Source organism: Amycolatopsis acidicola (assembly GCF_007713735.2).
GTDB classification, from domain to species: domain Bacteria; phylum Actinomycetota; class Actinomycetes; order Mycobacteriales; family Pseudonocardiaceae; genus Amycolatopsis_E; species Amycolatopsis_E acidicola.
Genome location: NZ_VMNW02000043.1, coordinates 1 through 21,939, shown reverse-complemented (window position 1 = coordinate 21,939; position 21,939 = coordinate 1). Strand labels below are relative to the sequence as shown.

The following is a 21,939-nucleotide window of genomic DNA, read 5'->3' as shown; positions in this document are numbered from 1 at the left end:
GGCCAACACACCGCCGCGAACGGCCAAGACACCGCCGGGAAGAGCCAACACGCCAACGGGAGGGGCCAACACAGCGGCGGGAGCGGCAAACACGGCGGCGAGCCGGATCAGTTCTGGGCGTTGAGTTTCGCGTAGACCTGTGCCGCGTTGTCCTTGGTCACGAGCTGGGTCGAGAGCGTCTGCGTCTTCGGCACCTGCTGGCAGTCCACGAGGATCTGCTTCGCCGCGGCGATCGCCTCCTTGCCGCCGGTCGGGTACACGAAGGTCGCCGACAGGCGGCCCGCCTCGACCGCCTTGATGCCGCCGGATTCGATGGGCAGCCCGTCGATCCCGGTGATCGGCAGGTCCGCGCGCGCGGCGTTGGTCGCCGCGATCCGGGCGCCTTCGGCCATCGGGTCGTTCTGCGAGTAGATCGCCTGGATGTCCGGGTTCGCCTTGAGGATCGCGTCGGCCTGCTGCTGTCCTTTGTCCCGCAACCAGTCCGCGTCCTGCGTCGCGACGATGTCGATGTGGTGACCCTGGATGCCCTGCGCGAACCCGTCGCCGCGTTCCTTGGCCGGGGTGGATCCGGCGAGCCCGCGGATCTCCGCGATCTTCCCGCCCTGGGGCAGCAGCACGGTGGCGAAGTACTGCCCGGCCTGGCGCCCGATGTCCACGTTGTCCGCGCCGATGAACTCCGTGTATGCATCGCCGTCGACCTTGCGGTCCAGCACGAGCACCGGGATTCCCTTGTCGAAAGCGCGTTTCACGGGCGCGGTGAGCGGGGTCGCCTCGTTGGGGCTGATGATCAGCAGGTCGATCTGCTGGGTGAGGAAGTTGTCCACCTGCTCGACCTGTTTCGAGTTGTCCTGCGCGGCGTCGGCGAAGTTCACCGTGAACTGCGGGACCGTCGCGGCGGCGGCGCGGATGTCGTCGTCCATCCGCTGCCGGTAGGGCTCGGCGACGTTGGCCTGGCTCATCCCGATCGTGTACTTGCCGTCGGCACCGCATTTCGCCGGCGCCTGCTGCCCGCCGCCGCTGCCGCCGGCGTTCTCGTGCGTGGTGCCGCAGGCGGCCAGCAGCAGGCAGGCGCCGAGCGCCAGGATCGACTTCTTCGTCATCTCCGGTGAACCCCTTTTCGTTGTCAGGAAACCGAAGCCGGCCGCAGCCGCTGCAGCCCGGCGGCGAGCACGATGACCAGTCCGATGATCAGCAGCTGCACGTTGGTGTCGACGTTGTTGAGCGCGAGGATGTTGCGCAGCACGCCGACCAGCAGCGCGCCGGCGACGGTGCCCACCACCGAACCGCGCCCGCCGGTGAGATCGGTGCCGCCGATGACCACCGCGGCGATCGCGTCCAGCTCGTACATCGAGCCGTCGTTGGGGCCGCCGAAGTTCAGCTGCCCGGCGTGCACGATCCCGGCCAGCGCCGCGAGCAGCCCGCACAGCCCGAACACGATGATCTTCACGCGGGTGACCGGCACCCCCGAGAGCCGCGCGGCCTTTTCGTTGCCGCCGATGGCATACACGTGCCGCGAGAACGAGCTGACCCGCAACAGCAGCACGGCCAGCGCCGCGACCACGATGAAGATCAGCGCGGGAATCGGCACCAGCCCGTCGAAAGTCCGTTCGCCCAGCAGCGAAAACGCCACCGGTGCCTGGTTCGGCCCGTCGCCGTAGGTGATGGTGATGCCCTGCCCGCCGGACCAGATCCGGGCGAGGCCGCGGGCGATCTGCATCCCGGCGAGGGTGACGATGAACGCCTGGATGCCGAACCGGGCGATCGTGATCCCTTGCAGGAGGCCGAATCCGAGCCCGATCGCGAGCACGGCGAGCACCGCGGGCAGCAGCCCGAGGTCGTTGTTCACCAGCAGCACCGCGGAGCCGACGCTGGCCAGCCCGAGCACCGAGCCCACCGACAGGTCGATTCCGCCGATCAGGATCACCAGCGTCATCCCGACCGCCAGGATGCCGATCTCCGAAATGGACCGAACGACATTGAACAGGTTCTGCGAATCGAGGAAGAGCAGTTCCCCGTTCTTGCTCGGCGAATACAGCACCGCCGCGAGGAACACCAGCACGAGCCCGAACAGGCTCTGGAACTTGAACAGCGTCGAGAGCAGATCCCGGCGCCGCGGCAGCGTTTCGGCGAGTTCGGCGGTCATCCGGCTCCTCCTGCGGCGTGCTCCGGCGCGCCGAGGGGTTCCTCGAGCGCGGCCTCCCCCATCGACGCGGCGAGCAGGTCGGCCTCGGCCACCGCCGCGGTGTCCAGCTCACGCACGCTGCGCCCATCGTGCAGCACGACGACCCGGTCGCACACGCCGATGAGTTCCGCCGGTTCGGACGAGGCGAGCAGCACGCCCAGCCCGCGTTCGGCGGCGTCGCCGAGCAGCCGGTAGATCTCGGCCTTCGCGCCGACGTCCACCCCGCGCGTCGGTTCGTCGAGCAACAGCAGCGAAGGCTCGGTGAGCAGGTTCCGGCCGAGCACCACCTTCTGCTGGTTGCCGCCGGAAAGGGCGCCGACCGGCGCCTGCAGCGACGCGAGCTTCACCCCCAGCCGGTCCGTGGAAGCCCGTGCCGCCCGGCGCTCGGCCCGGCGGGGCACCCAGCCCAGCCGGGCGATCCTGTCCACAATGGACAGGACGGTGTTCGCGAGCACGGAGTGCTCGAGCGCGAGCCCGGCCACGCGCCGGTCCTCGGGCACGAACGCGATACCCGCGCGCAGCGCCCTCCGCGCCCCGCGCGGCCGGATCTGCTTGCCGCGCAAGAGCACCCGGCCGGACCAGGCGCCCTTCGTGCCGATCCCGTACAGCGTCTCCAGCAGCTCCGTCCGGCCGGACCCGAGCAGCCCGGCCAGCCCGACGATCTCCCCTTCGGCGACGGTGAGGCTGACCCCGGCCGGGTCCCTCCTGCCCGGCCGGGGCCGCCGCGACCGCACCGCCAGGTCCTCGACCCGCAGCAGCTCCCTGCCCTGCTGCGAAGCGGACCCGTCCGCGGTGCGGAACATGAGGTGCACCGGCCGCCCGACCATCGCCTCGGACGCCTGTGCCGCGGTCAGCTCGCGCGCGGCGAACTCGGCCACCACCTCGCCGTTGCGCAGTACCGTCGCCCGGTCGGCGATCCGGCCGATCTCGGCCATCCGGTGCGAGATGTAGACGATCCCGGCGCCGGCCCGGCGCAGCTCGGCGATCACCCCGAACAGCCGCTCGACCTCCGGCGCGGACAGCGCGGACGTCGGCTCGTCCATGATCAGGATCCGGGCGTCGAGCGCGAGCGCCTTGACGATCACCACCAGCTGCTGTTCCCCGGTGCGGAGTTCGCCCACCGGGCGGCGCGGGTCGAATTCGACTCCGGCCCGCGCGAGCAGCGCCGCCGTCTCGCGCCGCATCCGGCGGCGGTCCAGCGTGCCGAACCGGGTTTTCGGCTCGCGGCCGAGGAAGACGTTCTCCGCGACCGAAAGCGCGGGCACGAGATCGAGTTCCTGGTGGATCATCGCGATCCCCGCCCGCTGGGCGTCGGCGGGGCCGGAGAACCGCACGGGCTCCCCGTCGATGGTGATCTCCCCGTGGTCGGCGGCGACCTCCCCGGAAAGCACCTTCATCAGGGTGGACTTGCCCGCGCCGTTCTCGCCGAGGAGCGCGTGGACCTCGCCGGCGCGCACGGAAAACGCGACGTCGTGCAGCGCGCGCACGCCACCGAAGGATTTGCCGACTCCTCGCATCCCGGCGAGCGGAGCGACGTCACTGTCCATTCGCACCCCCGCGCCAGTGGTGAGAAATCGATTACTTGGCGAAGCTAGAGTGACGCAGGCCACGTGTCAAGCACACCCTGGTGACTACAGCCCCTGGACAGAGCGCCGGGGACTTGCCACACTGAGCCACATCCGCCTACAGCCGGTGTTTGACTATGTGCGCTCTGTGTGTGAACTTGAGTAATCCGCGCGAAAAGGCGCACGAACCCGCACACCTGCGCTATTCTGGGCGCATGACGCTCGCGCTGGAGAACGTGCTCGCCAAAGCGGGACTCCGGGTCGACGCCGCGGAATTCCTCACCCTCGTCGAGGACGTGGCGCGCCGGCTTTCCCCGCAGAACCCCGATCCGGGGCAGTACTTCTCCGCCGGGCAACGATCCGCGCTCGCCGACGTGGGCCTCGATCTTTCCCCCCGCCAGGACGGGGAACCGGACTACCGCGCCCGCACCGTCGCCGCGCACGCCGTGCTGGCCGAATCCTCGCTCACGGTCGCGGAGGCGGCGCACGCGCTCGGCATCGACCCGAGCCGCATCCGGCACCGGCTGGCCGCCCGGCGGCTCGCGGGCTGGAAGAGCCAGAACGGCTGGCGCCTGCCCGCGTGGCAGTTCGCGGGCAAGGACGTCCTGCCCGGACTCGACGTCGTGCTCGCCGCCGTGCCCGCGGACCAGCCCGCGCTCGTGGTGGCCGCGTTCATGACCACGCCGCAGGACGATCTGGAGATCAACGGCGAGCCGGCCTCCCCGCGGGAGTGGCTGCTGGCCGGGGGCGACCCGCGGCTCGCGGCAAGGCTGGCCGGCACGCTCGGCACGGCGTTCTGACCACGCACGAAGGACGGTAACCGCAGCAAATGGCACGGCTCCCCCTGCCGCCCGCGCGTGCCGTCCTGGTCGACGAGCTGCACCCGGAGGACATCGTCGCGGTGCACCCGGCGACCAGGCTGGTCCGGATCTTCACCGCGCACGGCAACCATCCCCAGCGCTGGGATTCCTTTCGCTACACCGGTCCGCTGCCGCACGGCCGGTTCGACCCGCAGCGCCCCGGCAAGGCGGGCGCGCCGTCGGCCGACAGCGGGAACGGCGTGGTGTACTTCGGGCTTTCGGTGCGCACCAGCGTCGCCGAGGTGTTCCAGACATCGTCCATTGTGGACCGGAAGACGCGCGGGCCGCGGCTGGTCGTGGTGCGCCCGACGCGCACCCTGCGGCTGCTCGACCTGTCCGGCCTGTGGCCGACGCGGGTCGGCGCTTCGCAGGAGATTTCCAGTGGCCCCAAGCGGATCACGCAGGCATGGGCGCGCGCGATCCGCTCGGCCTTCGGGGATCTGGACGGGCTCTGGTACCGCTCTTCGATGGACGGCGGCGATCCCGCGCTGTGCCTTTGGGACCCGCCGGCCGGCACCGCGCTGCCCGCCGAGCCGGACGTCCTGCTGCCGCTGGACCACCCGGGCCTGGACATCCCGCTCGGGCGGGTGTGCGAGGAACTGAACTACGTCCTGCTGAACTGAAGCGGCCGCTGGAGCCTGGTGGCACTACCCCAGATGCCGCTGCCACCAGTCGAGGACGGCTTCGAAGCGCTGGATCCGGTGGCGTGGCTTGCCGGAGCGGCTCAGCTCGTGGCCTTCGCCGGGGAACAGCAGCAGCTCCGTCTCCACGCCGTTGCGCTTGAGCGCCACGTACAGCCGCTGCGCCTGCTCCAGCGGGCAACGCCAGTCCTGCTCCGAATGCATGATCAGGAACGGGATCCGGATCCGGTCCGCGTAGGTGAGCGGGCTCTGCGCGAGCTGCGCCTCCCGGTCCGCGCCGATGTACGCGTCGACGAACGACCAGCCGATGTCCGAGCTGCCCTGCATGGAATCCCACGCGTTCACGGCCCGCTCGCTCCACGCGGCGCGGAACCGCTCGCCGTGGCGCGCGGCGAGCCAGGTGGTCATGAACCCGCCGTACGAACCGCCCATGACGCCGACACGGGACGCGTCAAGGCCCGGCTGTTCGAGCGCGGAATCCAGCAGCGCCAGCACATCGTCGGCGTCGACCGTGCCCAGCGCGTGCGAGATCGCCTTGCCGTGGCGCTGTCCGTAACCCGCCGAACCGCGCGGGTTCGGCAGCACCACGGCGTATCCCGCGGCGGCGTACACCTGCGCCTCGTCGAACAGGCCCCAGTCATACGCCGCGAACGGCCCGCCGTGCACGACCAGCAGCACCGGATGCGGGCCGGGTCCCTCCGGCCGCACGAGCCAGCCGTGCACCGGGTAGCCGTCCGGCGCGGTGGCCGTCAGCTCCTCGGCCTCGATGATTCCCTTGTCCCGCAACGGTTTCGACCAGTCGGTGAGCACCTCGGCGCTGGTTTCGCCGAGCAGCGCGACCTCACCGGCGCTGTGCTGGTCCGCGATCACCGCCGCGATCCTGTCCCCGTGCACGGTGAACGAGCGCACCGCGGCACGCTCCGCCGTCAGCCGCGGGAGGTCGTCCAGCGCGACGGACTTCGCGTCGAGCGGTACGAGCCGCAACTCCACCGCGCCGCGGTTCAGCACCGCCACGACGATCCCGCCGCCATACGGCGCGGGCTCCCCGGCGGCGCCCACGCAGTGCACCGTCTCCTCGTCGGTCGCCCGGACCGGGGTCGCGGACCGGCCGTCCAGCGGCGCCGACCACAGGCCGTGGTTGCACGCCTCGTCCCGCGGCCACTCGAACTCGGGGCCGGTGAACCAGATCCGGTCGCCCGAGGCGGAAATGCTGTCCACGCCACCCGCGGAGCGCACCACTACCACCGGCGTGCCGCCCGCTGCGGGCACCGCGTAGATGTCGGTCTCCCTCGTGCCCTCGCCGCCCCAGTCCCGCGGGCCCACGAACAGCACCCGCTCGCCGTCCGGGGTCCAGGCCGGGGCGGAGACGTCGGCCCGGTCGTCGGTCAGCGGGACCGGTTCGGCCGCCGGCTCGGCGCTGTCGACCACGAACAGCCGCTCGCGGCGGTCACCGAGGAAACCGACGCCGTCGAGCCGGTAGTCGAACCGCGTGATGCGCCGCGGCGCCTCCTCGTCCGGCTCCGGCCGCTCCCCGTCCAGGCCCGGCACGCCGTACCGGCCGGGCTCGGGAACCCTTGCGGTGAAAGCGATCCGGCGTGAATCCGGGGCCCACACCGGCGCGCCCGCGCCGAGCGGGAGGTCGGTCAGCGCCCGCGCCTCCCCGCCGCTGGTGGGCATCACGTGCAGCTGCGGCTTTCCCTGGGCCTCCCGGCGCAGGAACGCGACCTGGGCGCCGTCCGGGGAGATCGCCGGCGCCGAATCGTGGTCGTGGTGGGTCCACTGCCGGGCACCGTCGGGCCCGACGCGCCACAACGCGCCGCGGTAGGTGTTCTCGCCGGTGTGCGGGCTCGTGACCGCGGTCAGCAGGAGGTCGCCGTGCAGGGCGGGTTTACCGGGGACGACCAGGAGTTCGATGTCCGGGGGACGCATGAAAACCCAACCTACTCGCGCGTTCAGCCGGCTAGGAACTGGGCGCCGCCGCGGTGTCCTTCCGCGACTTCGCGAGGCTCGCCAGCGTGGTGACCGTCAGCACGACCACGATGACCCCGAGGGAGATCCAGTTGTTGATGTCCAGCCAGTCCGGCACCACGTGGTACTCGTGCAGCGCGTGCAGCACCAGCTTCGCGCCGATGAAACCGAGGATCACCGCCAGCCCGTAGGACAGGTACACCAGCTTGTTCACCAGCCCGCCCAGCAGGAAGAACAGCTGCCGCAGGCCCATCAGCGCGAACGCGTTGGCGGTGAAGACCAGGAACGCCTCCTGGGTGATGCCGAAGATGGCCGGGATCGAGTCGACCGCGAACAGCAGGTCGGCGCTCCCGATCGCGACGATCACCAGGAACATCGGCGTCATGTGCCGTCGCCCCTCGCGCCGGACGAACATCTTGTGCCCGTCGTACTCGTCGGACACCGGGTAGATCTTGCGGACCCAGCGGGTGACCGCGTTCTCGTGGTACTCCTCCTGCTCGCCGTTGCCGCGCAGCATGTTGACCGCGGTCCAGACCAGTACCGCGCCGAACACGAAGAACACCCAGACGAACTGCGCGATCAGCGCCGCGCCCACCGCGATGAACACGCTCCGCATCCCCAGCGCGAGCAGGATGCCGATCAGCAGCACCCGGTGCTGGTGGATCACCGGCACCTTGAACGAGGCCATGATCACCATGAAGATGAACAGGTTGTCGACCGACAGCGAGTACTCGGTGATGTATCCGGTGAAGAACTCGACCCCGGGATCGTGCCCGGCGAAGATCCACACCCCGGCGCCGAACAGCACGGCGCAGGACACGTAGAACACGACCCATTTGGCCGCTTCCTTGGTGGTCACCTCGTGCGGCTTGCGGTCCACCACCACGAGGTCGATCGCGATGAGGACGAGCAGGCCGGCGATCGTCGCGACCCACAGCCACACGGGAACAGTCATTTACGCAAACCTCCGGATAGCGCGCACAGCAGCTAGCCGGAGGTCTCTTCCGCCGGTGGAACCGGCCGACGGTGCCGGGGATCCCGAGGGATCGCCGTGCTGACGACACCGCCGCGAAGGAATACTCCCCTCCACGTCACGAACCATCATCGCGGATCCTCCGGCGAAGTGCCAGCTTAGGTAAGCCTTATCACCGGTGGAGCTGGGGACTCGGAGCTCGTTCTCAGGAAACTTCACCTACGGTCATGGGGTGCCCCGAATCCCGTTCCCGCACACCCGCCGCGGCCGCTGGCTGAGCGCGGGCGTCGTGGTGCTCGTCCTGGCCGCCGTTGTCGTCGTCTGGACCCGGTCCGGCAACGACGCCGCGCCGGTCGCGCACCGCGAACAGACGCTCTCCGTGCCCGCGGATCCCGGCTCCGCGGCACAGGTGCGCCTCGACACGACCGTGTACTTCCCGGCGACCACCCCCGCGCCCGCCGTCCTGCTGCCGCACGGGTTCGGCGGCAGCAAGGCGAGCGTCGACGGGGAAGCGCAGGAGCTCGCGCGGCGCGGTTTCGTCGTGCTGGCGTGGTCCGCGCGCGGCTTCGGGCACAGCACCGGCCAGATCGGGCTCAACGACCCGGACCACGAAGTCGCCGACGCCTCACACCTCGTCGACTACCTCGCCACCCTGCCGCAAGTCCGCCAGGACGGGCCCAACGACCCCAAGGTCGGCGTCGCGGGCGCGTCCTACGGCGGGGCGCTGGCGCTGCTGCTCGCGGGACAGGACAAGCGGGTCGACGCCATCTCACCGGAGATCACCTACAACGACCTCGCGCAGGGGCTGGTCCCGAACGCGGCGAGCACCACCCCGCCCGACTCGGCCACGCCTGCCGCGGGCGCCTTCGCCGCCGACGGCGTGTTCAAACGCTCCTGGGCCGGGCTCCTGTTCTCCGCGGGCTCGGGTTCCTCGGCGGGCGGGCTGAGCACCGACGCGCCGGAGCCGGGACAGGAGTCGGACAGCAGCAGTAGCCAGAGCGGCAGCAGCCAGGGCGGCTCGTCCTCCACGGCGGGCGGCGGCGCGAGCGCGCAACAGCAGCTGCCCTCCGCGGACAGCGTGTGCGGGCGGTTCACCGCCGAGGTCTGCCGGGCGTACACCGAACTGGCCACCACCGGGAAGGCCGGCCCGCAGACGGTCGCGCTGCTGCGGCGGGTCTCCCCCGCGTCGGTGACGAACCGGATCACCGTGCCGACTTTGCTGGTGCAGGGCGAAAACGACACCCTGTTCGGGCTCGACCAGTCCGACGCGAACGCCCGGCAGATCGCCGCGGCCGGCGGCAAGGTGCAGCAGATCTGGTACGCGGGCGGCCACGACGGCGGGCAGCCGGGGCCGAGCCTGCGGGCGAAGATCGCGGACTGGATGTGGTTCCAGCTGACCGGCGAAGGCGGCAACCCGGTCACCGGATTCTCCTACGACGTCCAGGGTTCCCTGCGCGCGTCCGGATCGCCGTCGGTGCGGATCCAGAACGCCCCGGCGTACCCCGGGGTCGAAGGCGGCCGGACGCAACGGGATTCGTTCGCCCTGACCGGCGACGAACAGACGATCGTCAACCCGCCCGGCGGCGTTCCCGCGTCCGTCAGCGGGATCCCGGGGCTGAACTCGCTCGCCGGATCCTCCCGTGTGACCGGACTGTTCGGAGTGGACATGCCAGGGCAGTCCGCGAGCTTCACGTCGCGGGCGCTGGATTCGCAGCTGCTCGTCGCGGGTTCGTCCACGGTGCGGCTGCGGGTTTCCGGCACCACCCCGGACGCGGTGCTGTTCGTGAAGCTGTACGACCTCAACCCCGACGGCACCCGCACGTTGCCGGCCAACAATGTCGCGCCGATCCGCGTGGCGCTCAACGGCGGCACGTCCGAGGTCACCGTGACGCTGCCCGGCGTGGTGCGGCCGATCGAATCCGGGCATGCGCTGCAGCTCGTGGTGACGACCACCGACCAGGCCTTCTCGACGCCGGTTTCCCCTGCGACGTATCAGGTTTCGCTCGTCGGCGACCTCGCGGTGCCGGTGATCCCCGGTACCGCGGTCGGCGCGGGCTGGCCGGTCGGCAACCTGCTGGGCATCGCCGGGGTGCTGGTGGCCGCGCTGCTGGTGGCCCTCATCGCCGCGATCCGCAGGCGCCGCGCGCACCAGGCCGACCCGGAGCTGGACGCCGTGCCACTCGTCATCGACGGGCTCACGAAGTCCTATCCCGGCGGGCTGACCGCGGTGCAGGACCTGTCGTTCCGGGTGGAACCCGGCCAGGTACTCGGTCTGCTGGGCCCCAACGGCGCCGGGAAGACCACCACGCTGCGGATGCTGATGGGGCTGATCACCCCGAGCGCGGGCGAGATCAGGGTGTTCGGCCACCGGGTCACGCCCGGCGCCCCGGTGCTGTCCCGGATCGGGTCCTTTGTGGAGGGTTCCGGGTTCCTGCCGCACCTGTCCGGCGAAGCGAACCTCCGGCTGTACTGGGACGCGACGGGACGTCCCGCGGAGAAGGCGCATTTCACCGAGGCGCTGGAGATCGCCGGGCTCGGCGACGCGGTGCGCCGCAAGGTGCGCACGTACAGCCAGGGCATGCGGCAGCGGCTGGCGATCGCGCAGGCGATGCTGGGGCTGCCGGAGCTGCTCGTACTCGACGAACCGACCAACGGGCTCGACCCGCCCCAGATCCACCAGATGCGCGAGGTGCTGCGGCGTTACGCCGCCACCGGCCGGACTGTGCTCGTGTCGAGCCACCTGCTGGCCGAGGTCGAGCAGACCTGCACGCACGTCGTCGTGATGCACCGGGGCAAGCTGGTGGCCTCGGGACCGGTGGCCGACATCGCCGCCGCGGGCGGCGAGGCCACGTTCCGCGTGGACGACGCCGAAGCCGCGGCGAGCGCGCTGCGGTCGTTCGACGGAGTGTCCACTGTGGACGTCGAAGGCGATCTGGTGCACGCCGATCTCGACGGGATGCCGCGCGCCGACGCCGTGGCCGCGCTCGTGCGGGCCGGCGTGGCCGTGGAGCAGGCCGGGCCGAGACGGCGGCTGGAAGACGCGTTCCTGCGCTTGGTGGGTGAGGACGGATGAGCGGAACCGACCCGGACGCCGGGGTCCACACGGACCCGGCGGCGCTGGACGAACTGACCGAAGCGGCCGGACGCGAGCACACCGGCGTGGGCCAGGACGGCGCCGTCGAGGGCTACCGCGCGAGCCGCACCCTGCGGCTGGGCGTGGAGCTGCGGCGGCAGCTGAAGCGCCGGCGCACCCAGCTGGTGCTCGGTTTCGTGGTGCTGCTGCCGTTCATCCTGGTGGTGGCGTTCGAGATCGGGCAGTCCAGCCCGAACCGGCGCTCCGGCGGGTTCGTCGACCTGGCCACCGCGAGCGCGCCGAACTTCGTGGTGCTGGCGCTGTTCGTGGCAGGCGGGTTCCTGCTGCCCACGATCGTCGCGTTGTTCTTCGGGGACACCATCGCCAGCGAGGCGTCGTGGTCGAGCCTGAAGTACCTCCTGGCGATTCCGGTGCCACGGCACCGCGTGCTGCGGCAGAAGGCCGTCACGTCGGGGCTGCTTTCGATTCTCGCGCTGGTGCTGCTGCCGTTGATCTCGCTGGTGGTGGGGCTCCTCTGGTACGGCGCGGGGGACGCGATCAGCCCGACCGGGGACGCGATCCCGTTCGGCCGCAGCCTGATCGTGATCGCGTTGTCCGTGGTGTACATCGTGATCCAGCTGGCGTGGGTGGCCGGGCTGGCGCTGCTGCTGAGCGTGTCCACCGACGCCCCGCTGGGCGCGGTCGGCGGCACGGTGCTGGTCGCGATCCTTTCGCAGATCCTGGACCAGATCACCGCCCTCGGCGGGCTGCGGGACTACCTGCCGACGCACTACGCGTACGCGTGGATGGATCTCATCGCCACCGACATCGACTGGACGAACATGGCGGCGGGCGTGCTTTCCGCGGTCGTCTACGGCACGGTGCTCACGCTGCTGGGCGCCCGCCGCTTCGCGACGAAGGACATCACCAGCTGAGTTTTCTAGACTTCCCTTCGTGACCTCGATCAGGATCGAAAAGACCGGGCCCGTCGCCGTCCTGCGCCTCGAACACGGCAAGGCGAACGCGCTGGACACCGGGCTGTGCCGCGAACTGGCGGCCAAGGTGGACGAATCCGGGGCGCGGGCGCTGGTGCTCGCCGGGAGCGCCAAGGTGTTCTCGGCCGGCGTGGACCTGCGGCGGATCCGCGACGGCGGCGCGCCGTACGTGCGGGAGTTCCTGCCCGCGCTCTCGGACGCTTTCCTCGCGGTGTTCGGCTTTCCCGGCCCCACGGTCGCCGCCGTCACCGGCCACGCGATCGCGGGCGGCGCGGTGCTGGCGGCGGCGTGTGACCGGCGGGTGATGGCCTCGGGCGCCGGCCGGTTCGGACTGACCGAACTGGCGGTCGGGGTGCCGTTCCCGCTCGTCGCGATCGAGGTGCTGCGCTGCGCCTACGGGGATCCGGTGCTGTCGGAGCTGGCGCTGTCGGGCCGGACGTACGCGGCGCCGGACGCGCTCGCGCGGAACCTCGTGCACGAACTGGCGGCGCCGGACGCGGTGGTTTCGCGGGCCACGGAAGTCGCGCTGGAGCTGGCGGCCGCGCCGGAAGGGGCGTTCGCGCACACGAAAGCACAGCTGCACCACCCGTTCGACGAGCGGATCGGTGAGCAGCGCGCGGCCGACGACGGTCCCGTCGAAGCGATGTGGAGCTCGCCGGAAACGCTGGCGTCGATCGGGGAATATGTGCGGCGGGTGCTCGAACGGGGCTGAGCGGGCGTACGATCGCCGGATCTCGTCCCCGCTCCGCCTGGAGGCGCCGATGCCTCGTCCCGTCCACTTCGAGATCCACGCGACGGAGCCGGAGCGCGCGATCACGTTCTACACCACCGTTTTCGAGTGGTCCTTCGAACGGTGGGGCGAAAATCCCTACTGGCTGATCAGCACCGGGCACGGGCCCGGCATCGACGGCGGGCTCGTGCAGCGGCAGGGCCCGCCGCCCGTCACCGACGCGCCGGTAAACGCTTTCCCGAACACCATTCAAGTGTCCGACCTGGACACGTTCACGCGCCGCGTGACGCAGGCCGGCGGAACGGTGGTGGTGCCGAAGACGTCGATCGCGGGCATCGGCTGGCTCGCGTACTGCCAGGACACGGAGGGCAACATCTTCGGGCTGATGGAAAACGGCGGCTGATTCCCGCCAGCGGAGGGCGCGCGCCCTCGGCACGGTGGAGCGCGTGACCCAGGAGATTCCCGCGCACAGCGCGATCGAGCCCGGCATCCTGTACTTCGGCACCCCGGTGGTCCTGGTGTCGACCGAGAACGAGGACGGCACTGCGAACCTGGCCCCGATTTCGTCGGTGTTCTGGCTCGGCTGGCGGGCCGTGCTCGGCATCGCGCGCTCGTCGCGGACGACGGAGAACCTGCTGCGCACCGGCGAAGCGGTGCTGAACCTGCCCTCGGCGGCGCTCGCGCCCGAGGTGGACAGGCTCGCCCTCACGACCGGCTCCGATCCCGTGCCGCCGGGCAAACAGCGACGCGGGTACTTCCACGTCGGGGACAAGTTCGGCCGGGCGGGGCTGACGCCGGTGGCGTCGGAGACGGTCGGGGCGCCGCGGGTCGCGGAATGCCCGGTGGCGATGGAAGTGGTGATCGAGGAGACCCACCCCGTCGGGGCGAGCGTGCGGGCAGCGGGCGTTCCGGCGGGGCCGTCCGGCATTCTCGCGGTCGAGGCGCGGGTGCAGCGGGTCTTCGTGCACGACGAGATCCGGGTGGCGGACAAGGAAAACCACATCGACCCCGACGCGTGGCGGCCGCTGATCATGAGCTTCCAGCAGCTTTACGGGCTGGGGCCGCGGGTGCACCCCTCTACGCTCGCCCGCATCCCGGAGGAGCGGTACCGCGGCCCGGACATCGACCGGGCGCGCGAGACTCCCGCCAAAGACGGCGCTTCAGCGGCCTGACCGGTTTTCCTGCGGGAGAGCGCCCCGGGCTGCCACGATGCCCGTCATGGTGACGGAACTCGGGGACCTCGTCGGGAAACGGCTGCTGTTCAGTGTGCGCTACGTGGCGGACGACGGTTCGCCGCTGCGGGAGCTGGAGGAGTGCGGGGTGGTGACCGCCGTGGACGACTCCGTGGTGACCATCGCGCTGCCACGGCACGACGAGCCGTTCACCCTGCCCGCCGAGCCGGATGCCTACGACCACGCCCGGCCCGGCGAATACCGGCTGCGCACCACCGGCGAGGTGGTGGTGGACCCGGACTTCACTTCGGTATGGACGGTGCGGGCTCCTGCACCGGAGGCTCCTGCCGAGGAGGGGGCGGCGGCGCCGGAAGCCTGATGTCGGCGGTGATCGGCTTGCCGTCGAAGTCTTCGAGGTTCCGGCGGGCCGACCTGTCGAGACCACGGCGGCAAAGTGGCCAGGCGAGGTCGCCGCGGCGAGCCCGCGCCGCCGGTTCGCCGCCGCCGACGCGGCCGGTGGCGGCCACCAGCCGCCGAGCACGGCCCGGCATCGGGCCTCCGGCAGGCCCGATGCCGCGCTCCCTACTTCACCCCGGCGGCGTCCATTCCGCGCAGTTCCTTCTTCAGCTCCGAGATCTCGTCCCGCAGCCGGGCCGCCAGTTCGAACTGCAGGTCGCGCGCGGCCTGCATCATCTGGTCCGTCATGGACTGGATGAGATCCGCCAGCTCCGCCCGCGGCATGGTGGACACGTCCCGGTCCACGAGCACGCCCGAGGACCGGCCGCCGCCACCCTGCTCGGGTTTCTTGCCGCGCGAGGCGTTGCGACCCGAACCGCCGACTTCGACCTCCCGCTCGGAATCCTCGGCCTCGGTGTAGACGCGGTCGAGGATGTCGGCGATCTTCTTCCGCAGCGGCTGCGGGTCGAGCCCGCGCTCCTCGTTGTACGCGACCTGCTTGGCGCGGCGCCGGTTCGTCTCGTCGATCGCGTACTGCATCGAGTCGGTGATCTTGTCCGCGTACATGTGGACCTCACCGGACACGTTCCGCGCCGCGCGCCCGATCGTCTGGATCAGCGAAGTCCCGCTGCGCAGGAAACCCTCCTTGTCCGCGTCGAGGATCGCGACCAGCGACACCTCCGGCAGGTCGAGCCCCTCCCGCAGCAGGTTGATGCCGACCAGCACGTCGAAATCGCCCGAGCGCAGCTGCCGCAGCAGTTCGACGCGGCGCAGCGTGTCCACCTCGGAATGCAGGTACCGCACCCGGATGCCCAGCTCCAGCAGGTAGTCCGTGAGGTCCTCGGCCATCTTCTTGGTCAGCGTGGTGACCAGGACGCGCTCGTCCTTCTCGGCGCGCTCGCGGATCTCGTGCACCAGGTCGTCGATCTGGCCCTCGGTCGGCTTCACGACCACCTTCGGGTCGATCAGCCCGGTGGGCCGGATGACCTGCTCGACGAACTCGCCACCGGCCTGCCCCATCTCGTACGGGCCCGGCGTGGCCGACAGGTACACCGTCTGCCCGATCCGCTCCGAGAACTCCTCCCACGTCAGCGGGCGGTTGTCCGTTGCGCTCGGCAGCCGGAACCCGTACTCGACCAGGTTCCGCTTGCGGGACATGTCGCCCTCGTACATCCCGCCGATCTGCGGCACCGTCTGGTGCGACTCGTCGATCACCAGCAGGAAGTCGTCCGGGAAATAGTCGATCAGGGTGGCCGGGGCGGACCCGGCCGGGCGGCCGTCGATGTGCCGCGAGTAGTTCTCGATGCCGGAGCAGAACCCGACCTGGCGCATCATCTCGATGTCGTACGCCGTGCGCATGCGCAGCCGCTGCGCCTCCAGCAGCTTGCCCTTCTTCTCCAGGTCCGCCAGCCGCTCCTCCAGCTCGGCCTCGATGCCCTGGATGGCCTTCTCCATCCGCTCCGGGCCCGCGACGTAGTGCGTGGCGGGGAAGATCCGGACCTCGTCCACCTCGCGGACGATGTCCCCGGTGAGCGGGTGCAGGTAGTACAGCTTGTCGATCTCGTCGCCGAAGAACTCGACCCGGATGGCCAGCTCCTCGTACGCCGGGATGATCTCCACCGTGTCCCCGCGGACGCGGAAGGTGCCGCGGGCGAAGGCGATGTCGTTGCGCGTGTACTGCACGTCGACCAGCGCACGGAGGAAGACGTCCCGGTCGACCTCGCCGCCGACCTCGAGCTTCGTCGAGCGGTCGAGGTAGGACTGCGGGGTGCCGAGGCCGTAGATGCAGGACACCGAAGCGACCACGATGACGTCACGCCGGGAGAGCAGGTTCATCGTGGCGGAGTGGCGCAGGCGCTCCACGTCGTCGTTGATGGACGAGTCCTTCTCGATGTACGTGTCCGTCTGCGCGATGTACGCCTCGGGCTGGTAATAATCGTAATAACTGACGAAGTACTCGACCGCGTTGTGCGGGAACAGCTCGCGCAGCTCGTTGGCGAGCTGGGCGGCCAGCGTCTTGTTCGGCGCCATCACCAGCGTGGGCCGCTGGACCCGCTCGATCAGCCAGGCCGTGGTGGCCGATTTCCCGGTGCCGGTGGCGCCCAGCAGCACGACGTCCTTCTCGCCCGCCTTGATCCGGCGTTCGAGCTCGTCGATGGCCGCCGGCTGGTCACCGGCGGGCTGGTACTCGCTGACCACCTCGAACCGGCCGCCGCTGCGGGGGATGTCGGAGACCGGGCGGAACTCGGACTGGGCGAGCACGGGGTGTTCGGTTGCGAAAGCCACGGCTCCAGCGTACGAGCACCCACCGACAATTTCCGGCGCGGCGCCGCCGGCTCAGTGCGGCAGGCGCCGCGCCCGGCGGGCCGAGCGGGTCAGGCAGGCCTCGCAGGGCATTCCGCAGATCCGGTCGAGTACCTCGGCGTCACCGGGCACGATGAACTCGCCGCAGAGCGCGGTCAGGTATTCGGGAATGGGGCCCGCGTCGGGAATCGGGACGATGTGACACACCCGTTTACGCTCGCCCGCCACGCCACGACGGAGGCGGACGACCGCCACCACTTCGGTCGGCTCGGCGTGGATGACGTTCCCCATACTCGGATCGTAAACCGGAATAATCGCGATCGCTTCGTGCCAACGGCCCAACGATCACTCCGCTGACTGGTACGAAAGACCGAAAACCCCACCTGACCGGGACGCCTGACCCCCTCGGCGCGCACCCGGCGAAAAATCGGAAACCGCCGGATCCACCGAACGGGTTAATGCGGCGCGAGTAATCCGGAAGATCAACAGCGCCCGCCGGGCACCCGGTTTGCCCTTCGGCGCACGAGTTGGCCGCTCCCGTGCACATGTTGGCCGCTCCCGCGCACGAGTCGGCCGCCCCCGCGCACGAGTTGACCGCCACCGCGCACATGTTGGCCGCCACCGTGAACACGTGTTGGCCGCCACCGCGCACGAGTTGGCCGCCCCTGTGCACGTGTTGGCCGCTCCCGCGCACGAGTTGGCCGCCCCCGTGGACGTGTTCGCCGCCCGGTTTTTGCATCGCGGGGCGGAAAGAGAGGTTTCTCCGTGCGTCAGTCGGCGACGAGCACGGCCGAGCCGAGCCTGTCGCACAGCTTCAGGGCCAGCTCCACGTCCAGGCGATGCCCGCCGACCGGGCGTCCCAGCGCCTCCTCCGCCTTGCGCACGCGGTACTGCACCGAGTTCTTGTGCATGGTGAGCCGCGCGGCGGCGGCCGTGTAGCTCGAACCGCTCTCCAGGAAGACCCGCAGCGTGTCCCGCAGGCGTTCGTGCGCCTCGTCGTCGGTGGCCAGCGCGCCGAGGGTGTCCACGACCCAGCCGCGGGCGGCCGCCATGTCGGAGGTCATCAGGGAAAGGGCGCCGACGTCGCGGAAGGTCAGCAACCGGTCGCAGTCCTCGCCCGCCGCCGTGGCCAGCGCGTGCACCCGCAGCGCCTGGCGGTGGCTCCGGCGGAATCCCTCGATCCCCTCCCCCGGATCGCCCGCGACCAGCCGGACCTTGGGATCCGTCCGCTCCAGGACCTTGCGCACCTGCTCCTCGTCCGGCAGCACCGGGCGCTCCAGCGGATACCAGACCCAGGCGCACAACGAGTCGTACGGAACGACCAAAGGCGGGCCGGAGGCGGGCAGTGTCCCGCCGATTTCGGTGGCCACCCCTTCGAGCGTGCCCAGCACGTTGCCCTGCCCAGGCTCGGCGGAGAACCAGATGATCGCGGCGAGCTGGCCGCCGCGCAGCCGGTGGCCCAGCGCCTGCTCGCTGGCGTCGACCTCGTGACCGCCGCCGGCCAGCAGTGCGCGCACCCTGGCCGCGCGCACGGCGCTGCGGTTGAGCAGCCAGCGATCGCGTTCCTCTTGGTACGCCGAGACGACCTGCTGGGTCACGCGGTCGATGAAGCTGAACGTGACGGTCAGCGCGCGGCTCATCATCGCGCCCAGCAGCTCGCGGTCCATGGCCTGCTGGGTGGCCTCGTGCAGGGCGTGGTTGAGGATCGCCGTCTGGCCGAGGTAGTAGGCGCGGATGAGGTCGATGACGGGGGTGCCGCGCTGAGCCAGGCGCCGCGCGTACTCCATCGCCGCCGCGGGCGCCTCGACCCGCGCCGGGTCGATGCCGTGCTGGAAGATGCGCAGCGCCGTGTCGATGTTCTGGTACAGGCTGGCGGAAAGCAGGCTGACGACGCTCTCGTCGTCGTACACCAGATGCGGCAGCTCGCGCGCGTAGAGGGCGACGAGGTCCGCGGTCAGCTCGTCGATCTGGCCGCCGAGCCCGCGCGCGAGGCGGGCGACGTGCTCGTAGACGACCGCTTCCTCCACCATCCGATCATGCTATCGCCGTTACACTCGTGTCCGGCCTGTAAACCCGCGAAGATGTCGGACATGGCAGCTGACGCGGAGACGATCCACCCGCCGAAGACAGAGGTCTTCGATGTCGCGAACCGGACGAACGTCGACCCCAAGGGACACGTGCGGGCGGTCGAGGAGTACCGCGTCGAGCCGTTCGGCCTCTACGTCGCCCGCCCCGCGCCCGGCCGCCCGAACTTCCGCTACCTGGAATCCTGGCTGCTGCCCGCGCTCGGCCTGCGGCTGACGGATTTCTGGTTCAACCCCGGCTACGAACGCGACCAGGACTTCTACGTCGACGTGGTGGACGTCGAGGTCGACGGCGACGTCTGGCGGTCCACGGATCTGTACCTCGACCTGGTGGTCCGCGAAGGGCGCGGGCTCGAGGTGCTCGACACCGACGAGCTGCTCGCCGCGGCAGGCGCCGGGCTGCTCAGCCCCGCGGCCGCCCGCCGCGCGCTGGAGATCACCTACACCACCGTGGCGGGGCTGGCCGCGCACGGGCACAAGCTCCGGGACTGGCTGTCCACAATGGACATCGAGCTGACCTGGAAACGCCGCTGACACACCGGGGGTTTCAAACTAGCACAGGTGTGTTACTTTGAAACCATGGTGCGCACGATCGACCAGGACGCCCGGCGGCGGGAAATCGTCGACGCGGTGTGGCGGCTCCTGGAGCGGAGCGGGTTCCAGGGCGCGTCGGTGCGCGGGGTGGCCGCCGAAACCGGGTTGTCGGCGGGCTCGATCCGGCATTTCTTCCGCACCCAGGCCGAATTGCACGAGTTCGCGCTGACGTCGCTGTCGGAACGCGTCGCCGCCCGCGTGCGCCAGGCCGCCGAGGAGCCGGACGTGCGCAGGCGGGTTTCGGCGATGCTCGCGGAGTTCCTGCCGCTGCGCGACGACACCGCGCGGGAACTCGGCATCTGGCTGGAGTTCGTGCACCACGCCAAGTTCGACCCCGCGCTGGCCGCCGTGCTGCGCAAGCAGAACGCCGAGATGCAGCAGTTCTTCCGCCGCGTCGTGGCCGATCTCCGCGAGTTGGGGAGCCTGGGGCAGGCGGGTGACCTCGACGAGGTCGCGGCCGGGCTCGCCGCGTACGTCAATGGGCTCACGCTCAACCTGCTGACCTCGCCCGAGCTGATCACGCGCGAACAGGCCGCGCGGCTGCTCGAGGCTTACCTGTTCGGTGCCGGAACCTGAGGGGGAACCAGGATGGCCACCGCGATCACCACGACGAAAAACCGGACGCCGCTGGGGGTCACCGCGGGCGCGGTCGGGCTCCTGCTGGTCAACAGCCTCGCGGTCCAGCTGGCCGGCACCTGGCAGGTGGCGGCGGGCGCCTCGACCACGGTGCTGTTGTTCGTGCTGGCGTGGGCGTGCCGGGGCCGCTGGGACGCGGCGACGGATCTGGTGCTGGCGCTGGGGGCGCTGTCGGTGTTCGGCTGGGTTTCGGCTGCGCTGACCGGTTCCTGGGCCGGCACGCTTCCGGTCGCGGTGGCTTTCCTGGTCGTCAACGCGTTCAAGCTCTCGTCGGTGGCGTTGCTCGCGGTGATCGCGGCGCGCCGGCGCTGGTCGCGGGAAAACCTGCTCATCCGCGTCGGCAGCCTCAACGCGCGGAGCCCGGTTCCCTTGCTGCGCTGGGGTTTGCTCGGGCCGATCGTGATCGTGGCCGTGCTGGTCCTGTTCCTGTCGGATCCGGCCGTGCTGGCGAAAGCCGGTCCTGGCACGGTCCGGCTCGTGCTCGCCTGGTTGCCGGTCATGCTGGCCGGCGCGGTGGTGAACGCCCTGTGCGAGGAGTTGTTGTACCGCCACGCTTTGATCGGGACCGCCCGGCCGCTGCTCGGGACCGCGGGCGCGGTCGTGATGTCGTGTGCCGTGTTCGGGGCCGGGCACATCACGGGAAGCCCGGGTGGTTTGACCGGTGTGCTTTTCACGGCCGCGTACGGCGCGGTGTGCGCGGCGGCGATGCTCCAGAACCGGGGTATGGCCTGGAACCTGGTCATCCACGTCTTCGGTGATCTCGGCGCTGTGTCGGCCCTGCTCATCGCCGCGGGGTAGCGTCCGGGGCATGCCGATCTACACCCACGGGCACCACGAGGCGGTGCTCCGCTCGCACAGCAACCGGACGGCGGAGAACTCCGCCGCTTACCTTGTCCCGCACCTGAAAGCGGGCCAGTCGCTGCTCGACGTGGGGTGTGGGCCGGGCACGATCACCGCGGACCTGGCTGGGCTCGTGGCGCCCGGCGAGGTGACCGCGATCGAGCCGGAGTCCTCGGCGCTGGCGCTGGCCGAACACACGGCTGCGGAGCGGAAGGTGGCGAACGTCCGGTTCGAGACGGCGGATGTGCACGCGCTGGAGTTCGCGGATGACCGGTTCGACGTCGTGCACGCGCACCAGGTGCTGCAACATGTGCACGACCCCGTGCAGGCGCTGCGCGAGATGGGGCGGGTGTGCAAACCGGACGGCGTGGTCGCCGCGCGCGACGCCGACTACGCGGCGATGACGTGGTACCCGGAAAACCCGGCGCTCGATGCCTGGCTCGCGTTGTACCGGCGCACCGCGCGGCACAACGGCGGCGAGCCGGACGCGGGACGGCGCCTGTTGTCGTGGGCGCGGGAGGCGGGTTTCAGCGACGTCGTGCCCACCGCGTCCGTGTGGTGCTACGCGACTCCCGAAGCGCGCCAATGGTGGGGCGGGATGTGGGCCGACCGCATCGTCGACTCGGCGATCGCCGGGCAAGCGATCTCCTACGGCTACGCGACGCGCGCGGACCTGGAGCGGATCTCGGCGGGCTGGCGGGAGTGGGCCGCCACGGAGGACGGCTGGTTCACCATCCTCCACGGCGAGATCCTCGCGACGCCCTGAGTGCCGGGGGTGGTGGCGAGTGGCCACCCGGCGACCACCACCCCACCTTCCGCCGCCCGGCAACGCGAAGCGAGCCGTCCCACCGACCACACCCCTCCAC

20 protein-coding genes are annotated in these 21,939 nt (G+C 70.8%); 12 read left to right on the top strand and 8 right to left on the bottom strand.

The window, feature by feature from the left end:
* Positions 1-107: 107 nt before the first annotated feature.
* From FPZ12_RS25645 to FPZ12_RS25635, 3 genes are read right to left on the bottom strand one after another with little or no spacing between them, the layout of a single operon-like run.
* Complete coding sequence (locus FPZ12_RS25645; protein ID WP_144748008.1) at positions 108-1,100, bottom strand: substrate-binding domain-containing protein; 993 nt, start codon at positions 1,098-1,100, stop codon at positions 108-110.
* Positions 1,101-1,123: 23 nt separating this feature from the next.
* Positions 1,124-2,143: an ABC transporter permease gene (locus FPZ12_RS25640; RefSeq protein WP_144748007.1), complete on the bottom strand. Its 1,020-nt coding sequence runs from the start codon at positions 2,141-2,143 to the stop codon at positions 1,124-1,126.
* Positions 2,140-3,729, bottom strand: coding sequence for a sugar ABC transporter ATP-binding protein (locus tag FPZ12_RS25635; protein WP_144748006.1), 1,590 nt, complete (start codon positions 3,727-3,729; stop codon positions 2,140-2,142). Before FPZ12_RS25635 ends, FPZ12_RS25640 begins: the two co-directional genes overlap by 4 nt.
* A gap of 233 nt (positions 3,730-3,962) precedes the next feature.
* On the opposite strand from FPZ12_RS25635, the gene FPZ12_RS25630 reads away from it, so the two are divergent.
* Entirely contained in the window at positions 3,963-4,547 is a 585-nt protein-coding gene (locus FPZ12_RS25630; RefSeq protein ID WP_144748005.1) for a MerR family transcriptional regulator, read from the top strand.
* A 29-nt stretch (positions 4,548-4,576) separates the two neighbouring features.
* Positions 4,577-5,230 (top strand): RES family NAD+ phosphorylase, encoded by a 654-nt coding sequence (locus FPZ12_RS25625; protein ID WP_144748004.1) that lies wholly within the window; start codon positions 4,577-4,579, stop codon positions 5,228-5,230.
* Between the two features lie 24 nt (positions 5,231-5,254).
* Here the strand turns inward: FPZ12_RS25625 and FPZ12_RS25620 are convergent, their stop codons facing one another.
* Both FPZ12_RS25620 and FPZ12_RS25615 read right to left on the bottom strand, forming a co-directional pair.
* Entirely contained in the window at positions 5,255-7,177 is a 1,923-nt protein-coding gene (locus FPZ12_RS25620) for a S9 family peptidase (protein WP_144748003.1), read from the bottom strand.
* Positions 7,178-7,208: 31 nt separating this feature from the next.
* Complete coding sequence (locus tag FPZ12_RS25615) at positions 7,209-8,171, bottom strand: TerC family protein (protein WP_144748002.1); 963 nt, start codon at positions 8,169-8,171, stop codon at positions 7,209-7,211.
* A 250-nt stretch (positions 8,172-8,421) separates the two neighbouring features.
* On the opposite strand from FPZ12_RS25615, the gene FPZ12_RS25610 reads away from it, so the two are divergent.
* The 6 genes from FPZ12_RS25610 to FPZ12_RS25585 all read left to right on the top strand — a co-directional run bounded on the left by FPZ12_RS25610 (position 8,422) and on the right by FPZ12_RS25585 (position 14,538).
* The gene (locus FPZ12_RS25610; RefSeq protein WP_144748001.1) at positions 8,422-11,262 is read left to right on the top strand and encodes an alpha/beta fold hydrolase; all 2,841 of its coding nucleotides are present in this window, start codon (positions 8,422-8,424) and stop codon (positions 11,260-11,262) included.
* The gene (locus tag FPZ12_RS25605) at positions 11,259-12,197 is read left to right on the top strand and encodes an ABC transporter permease (RefSeq protein WP_144748000.1); all 939 of its coding nucleotides are present in this window, start codon (positions 11,259-11,261) and stop codon (positions 12,195-12,197) included. Before FPZ12_RS25610 ends, FPZ12_RS25605 begins: the two co-directional genes overlap by 4 nt.
* Positions 12,198-12,216: 19 nt before the next feature.
* Positions 12,217-12,969, top strand: coding sequence for an enoyl-CoA hydratase/isomerase family protein (locus FPZ12_RS25600; protein WP_144747999.1), 753 nt, complete (start codon positions 12,217-12,219; stop codon positions 12,967-12,969).
* A gap of 49 nt (positions 12,970-13,018) precedes the next feature.
* Positions 13,019-13,390, top strand: a complete 372-nt coding sequence (locus FPZ12_RS25595) for a VOC family protein (protein WP_144747998.1) — start codon at positions 13,019-13,021, stop codon at positions 13,388-13,390.
* A gap of 106 nt (positions 13,391-13,496) precedes the next feature.
* A complete protein-coding gene (locus tag FPZ12_RS25590) occupies positions 13,497-14,159 on the top strand; it encodes a flavin reductase (RefSeq protein ID WP_166462905.1) in 663 nt (220 codons plus the stop codon).
* Between the two features lie 46 nt (positions 14,160-14,205).
* On the top strand, positions 14,206-14,538 hold the full coding sequence (locus FPZ12_RS25585) for a hypothetical protein (protein ID WP_144747996.1): 333 nt from the start codon (positions 14,206-14,208) through the stop codon (positions 14,536-14,538).
* A 203-nt stretch (positions 14,539-14,741) separates the two neighbouring features.
* Here FPZ12_RS25585 and uvrB read toward each other — a convergent pair whose 3' ends face one another.
* From uvrB to FPZ12_RS25570, 3 genes are all read right to left on the bottom strand, one after another.
* Positions 14,742-16,901, bottom strand: a complete 2,160-nt coding sequence (gene uvrB, locus FPZ12_RS25580; protein ID WP_144747995.1) for an excinuclease ABC subunit UvrB — start codon at positions 16,899-16,901, stop codon at positions 14,742-14,744.
* A gap of 51 nt (positions 16,902-16,952) precedes the next feature.
* The gene (locus tag FPZ12_RS25575; RefSeq protein ID WP_144747994.1) at positions 16,953-17,210 is read right to left on the bottom strand and encodes a hypothetical protein; all 258 of its coding nucleotides are present in this window, start codon (positions 17,208-17,210) and stop codon (positions 16,953-16,955) included.
* Positions 17,211-17,689: 479 nt separating this feature from the next.
* Complete coding sequence (locus FPZ12_RS25570) at positions 17,690-18,949, bottom strand: PucR family transcriptional regulator (RefSeq protein WP_144747993.1); 1,260 nt, start codon at positions 18,947-18,949, stop codon at positions 17,690-17,692.
* A 60-nt stretch (positions 18,950-19,009) separates the two neighbouring features.
* Here FPZ12_RS25570 and FPZ12_RS25565 point away from each other — a divergent pair, with 60 nt between their 5' ends.
* The 4 genes from FPZ12_RS25565 to FPZ12_RS25550 are packed head-to-tail and all read left to right on the top strand — an operon-like array spanning position 19,010 to position 21,839.
* Entirely contained in the window at positions 19,010-19,537 is a 528-nt protein-coding gene (locus FPZ12_RS25565; RefSeq protein ID WP_144747992.1) for a ribonuclease FAU-1 family protein, read from the top strand.
* A gap of 45 nt (positions 19,538-19,582) precedes the next feature.
* Positions 19,583-20,173 carry a TetR/AcrR family transcriptional regulator gene (locus tag FPZ12_RS25560; protein ID WP_144747991.1) on the top strand — a complete coding sequence of 197 codons (591 nt, stop codon included), beginning with the start codon at positions 19,583-19,585 and terminating at the stop codon, positions 20,171-20,173.
* Between the two features lie 12 nt (positions 20,174-20,185).
* Complete coding sequence (locus tag FPZ12_RS25555; RefSeq protein ID WP_144747990.1) at positions 20,186-21,031, top strand: CPBP family intramembrane glutamic endopeptidase; 846 nt, start codon at positions 20,186-20,188, stop codon at positions 21,029-21,031.
* Between the two features lie 10 nt (positions 21,032-21,041).
* Positions 21,042-21,839, top strand: coding sequence for a methyltransferase domain-containing protein (locus FPZ12_RS25550; RefSeq protein WP_144747989.1), 798 nt, complete (start codon positions 21,042-21,044; stop codon positions 21,837-21,839).
* Positions 21,840-21,939: the final 100 nt, after the last annotated feature.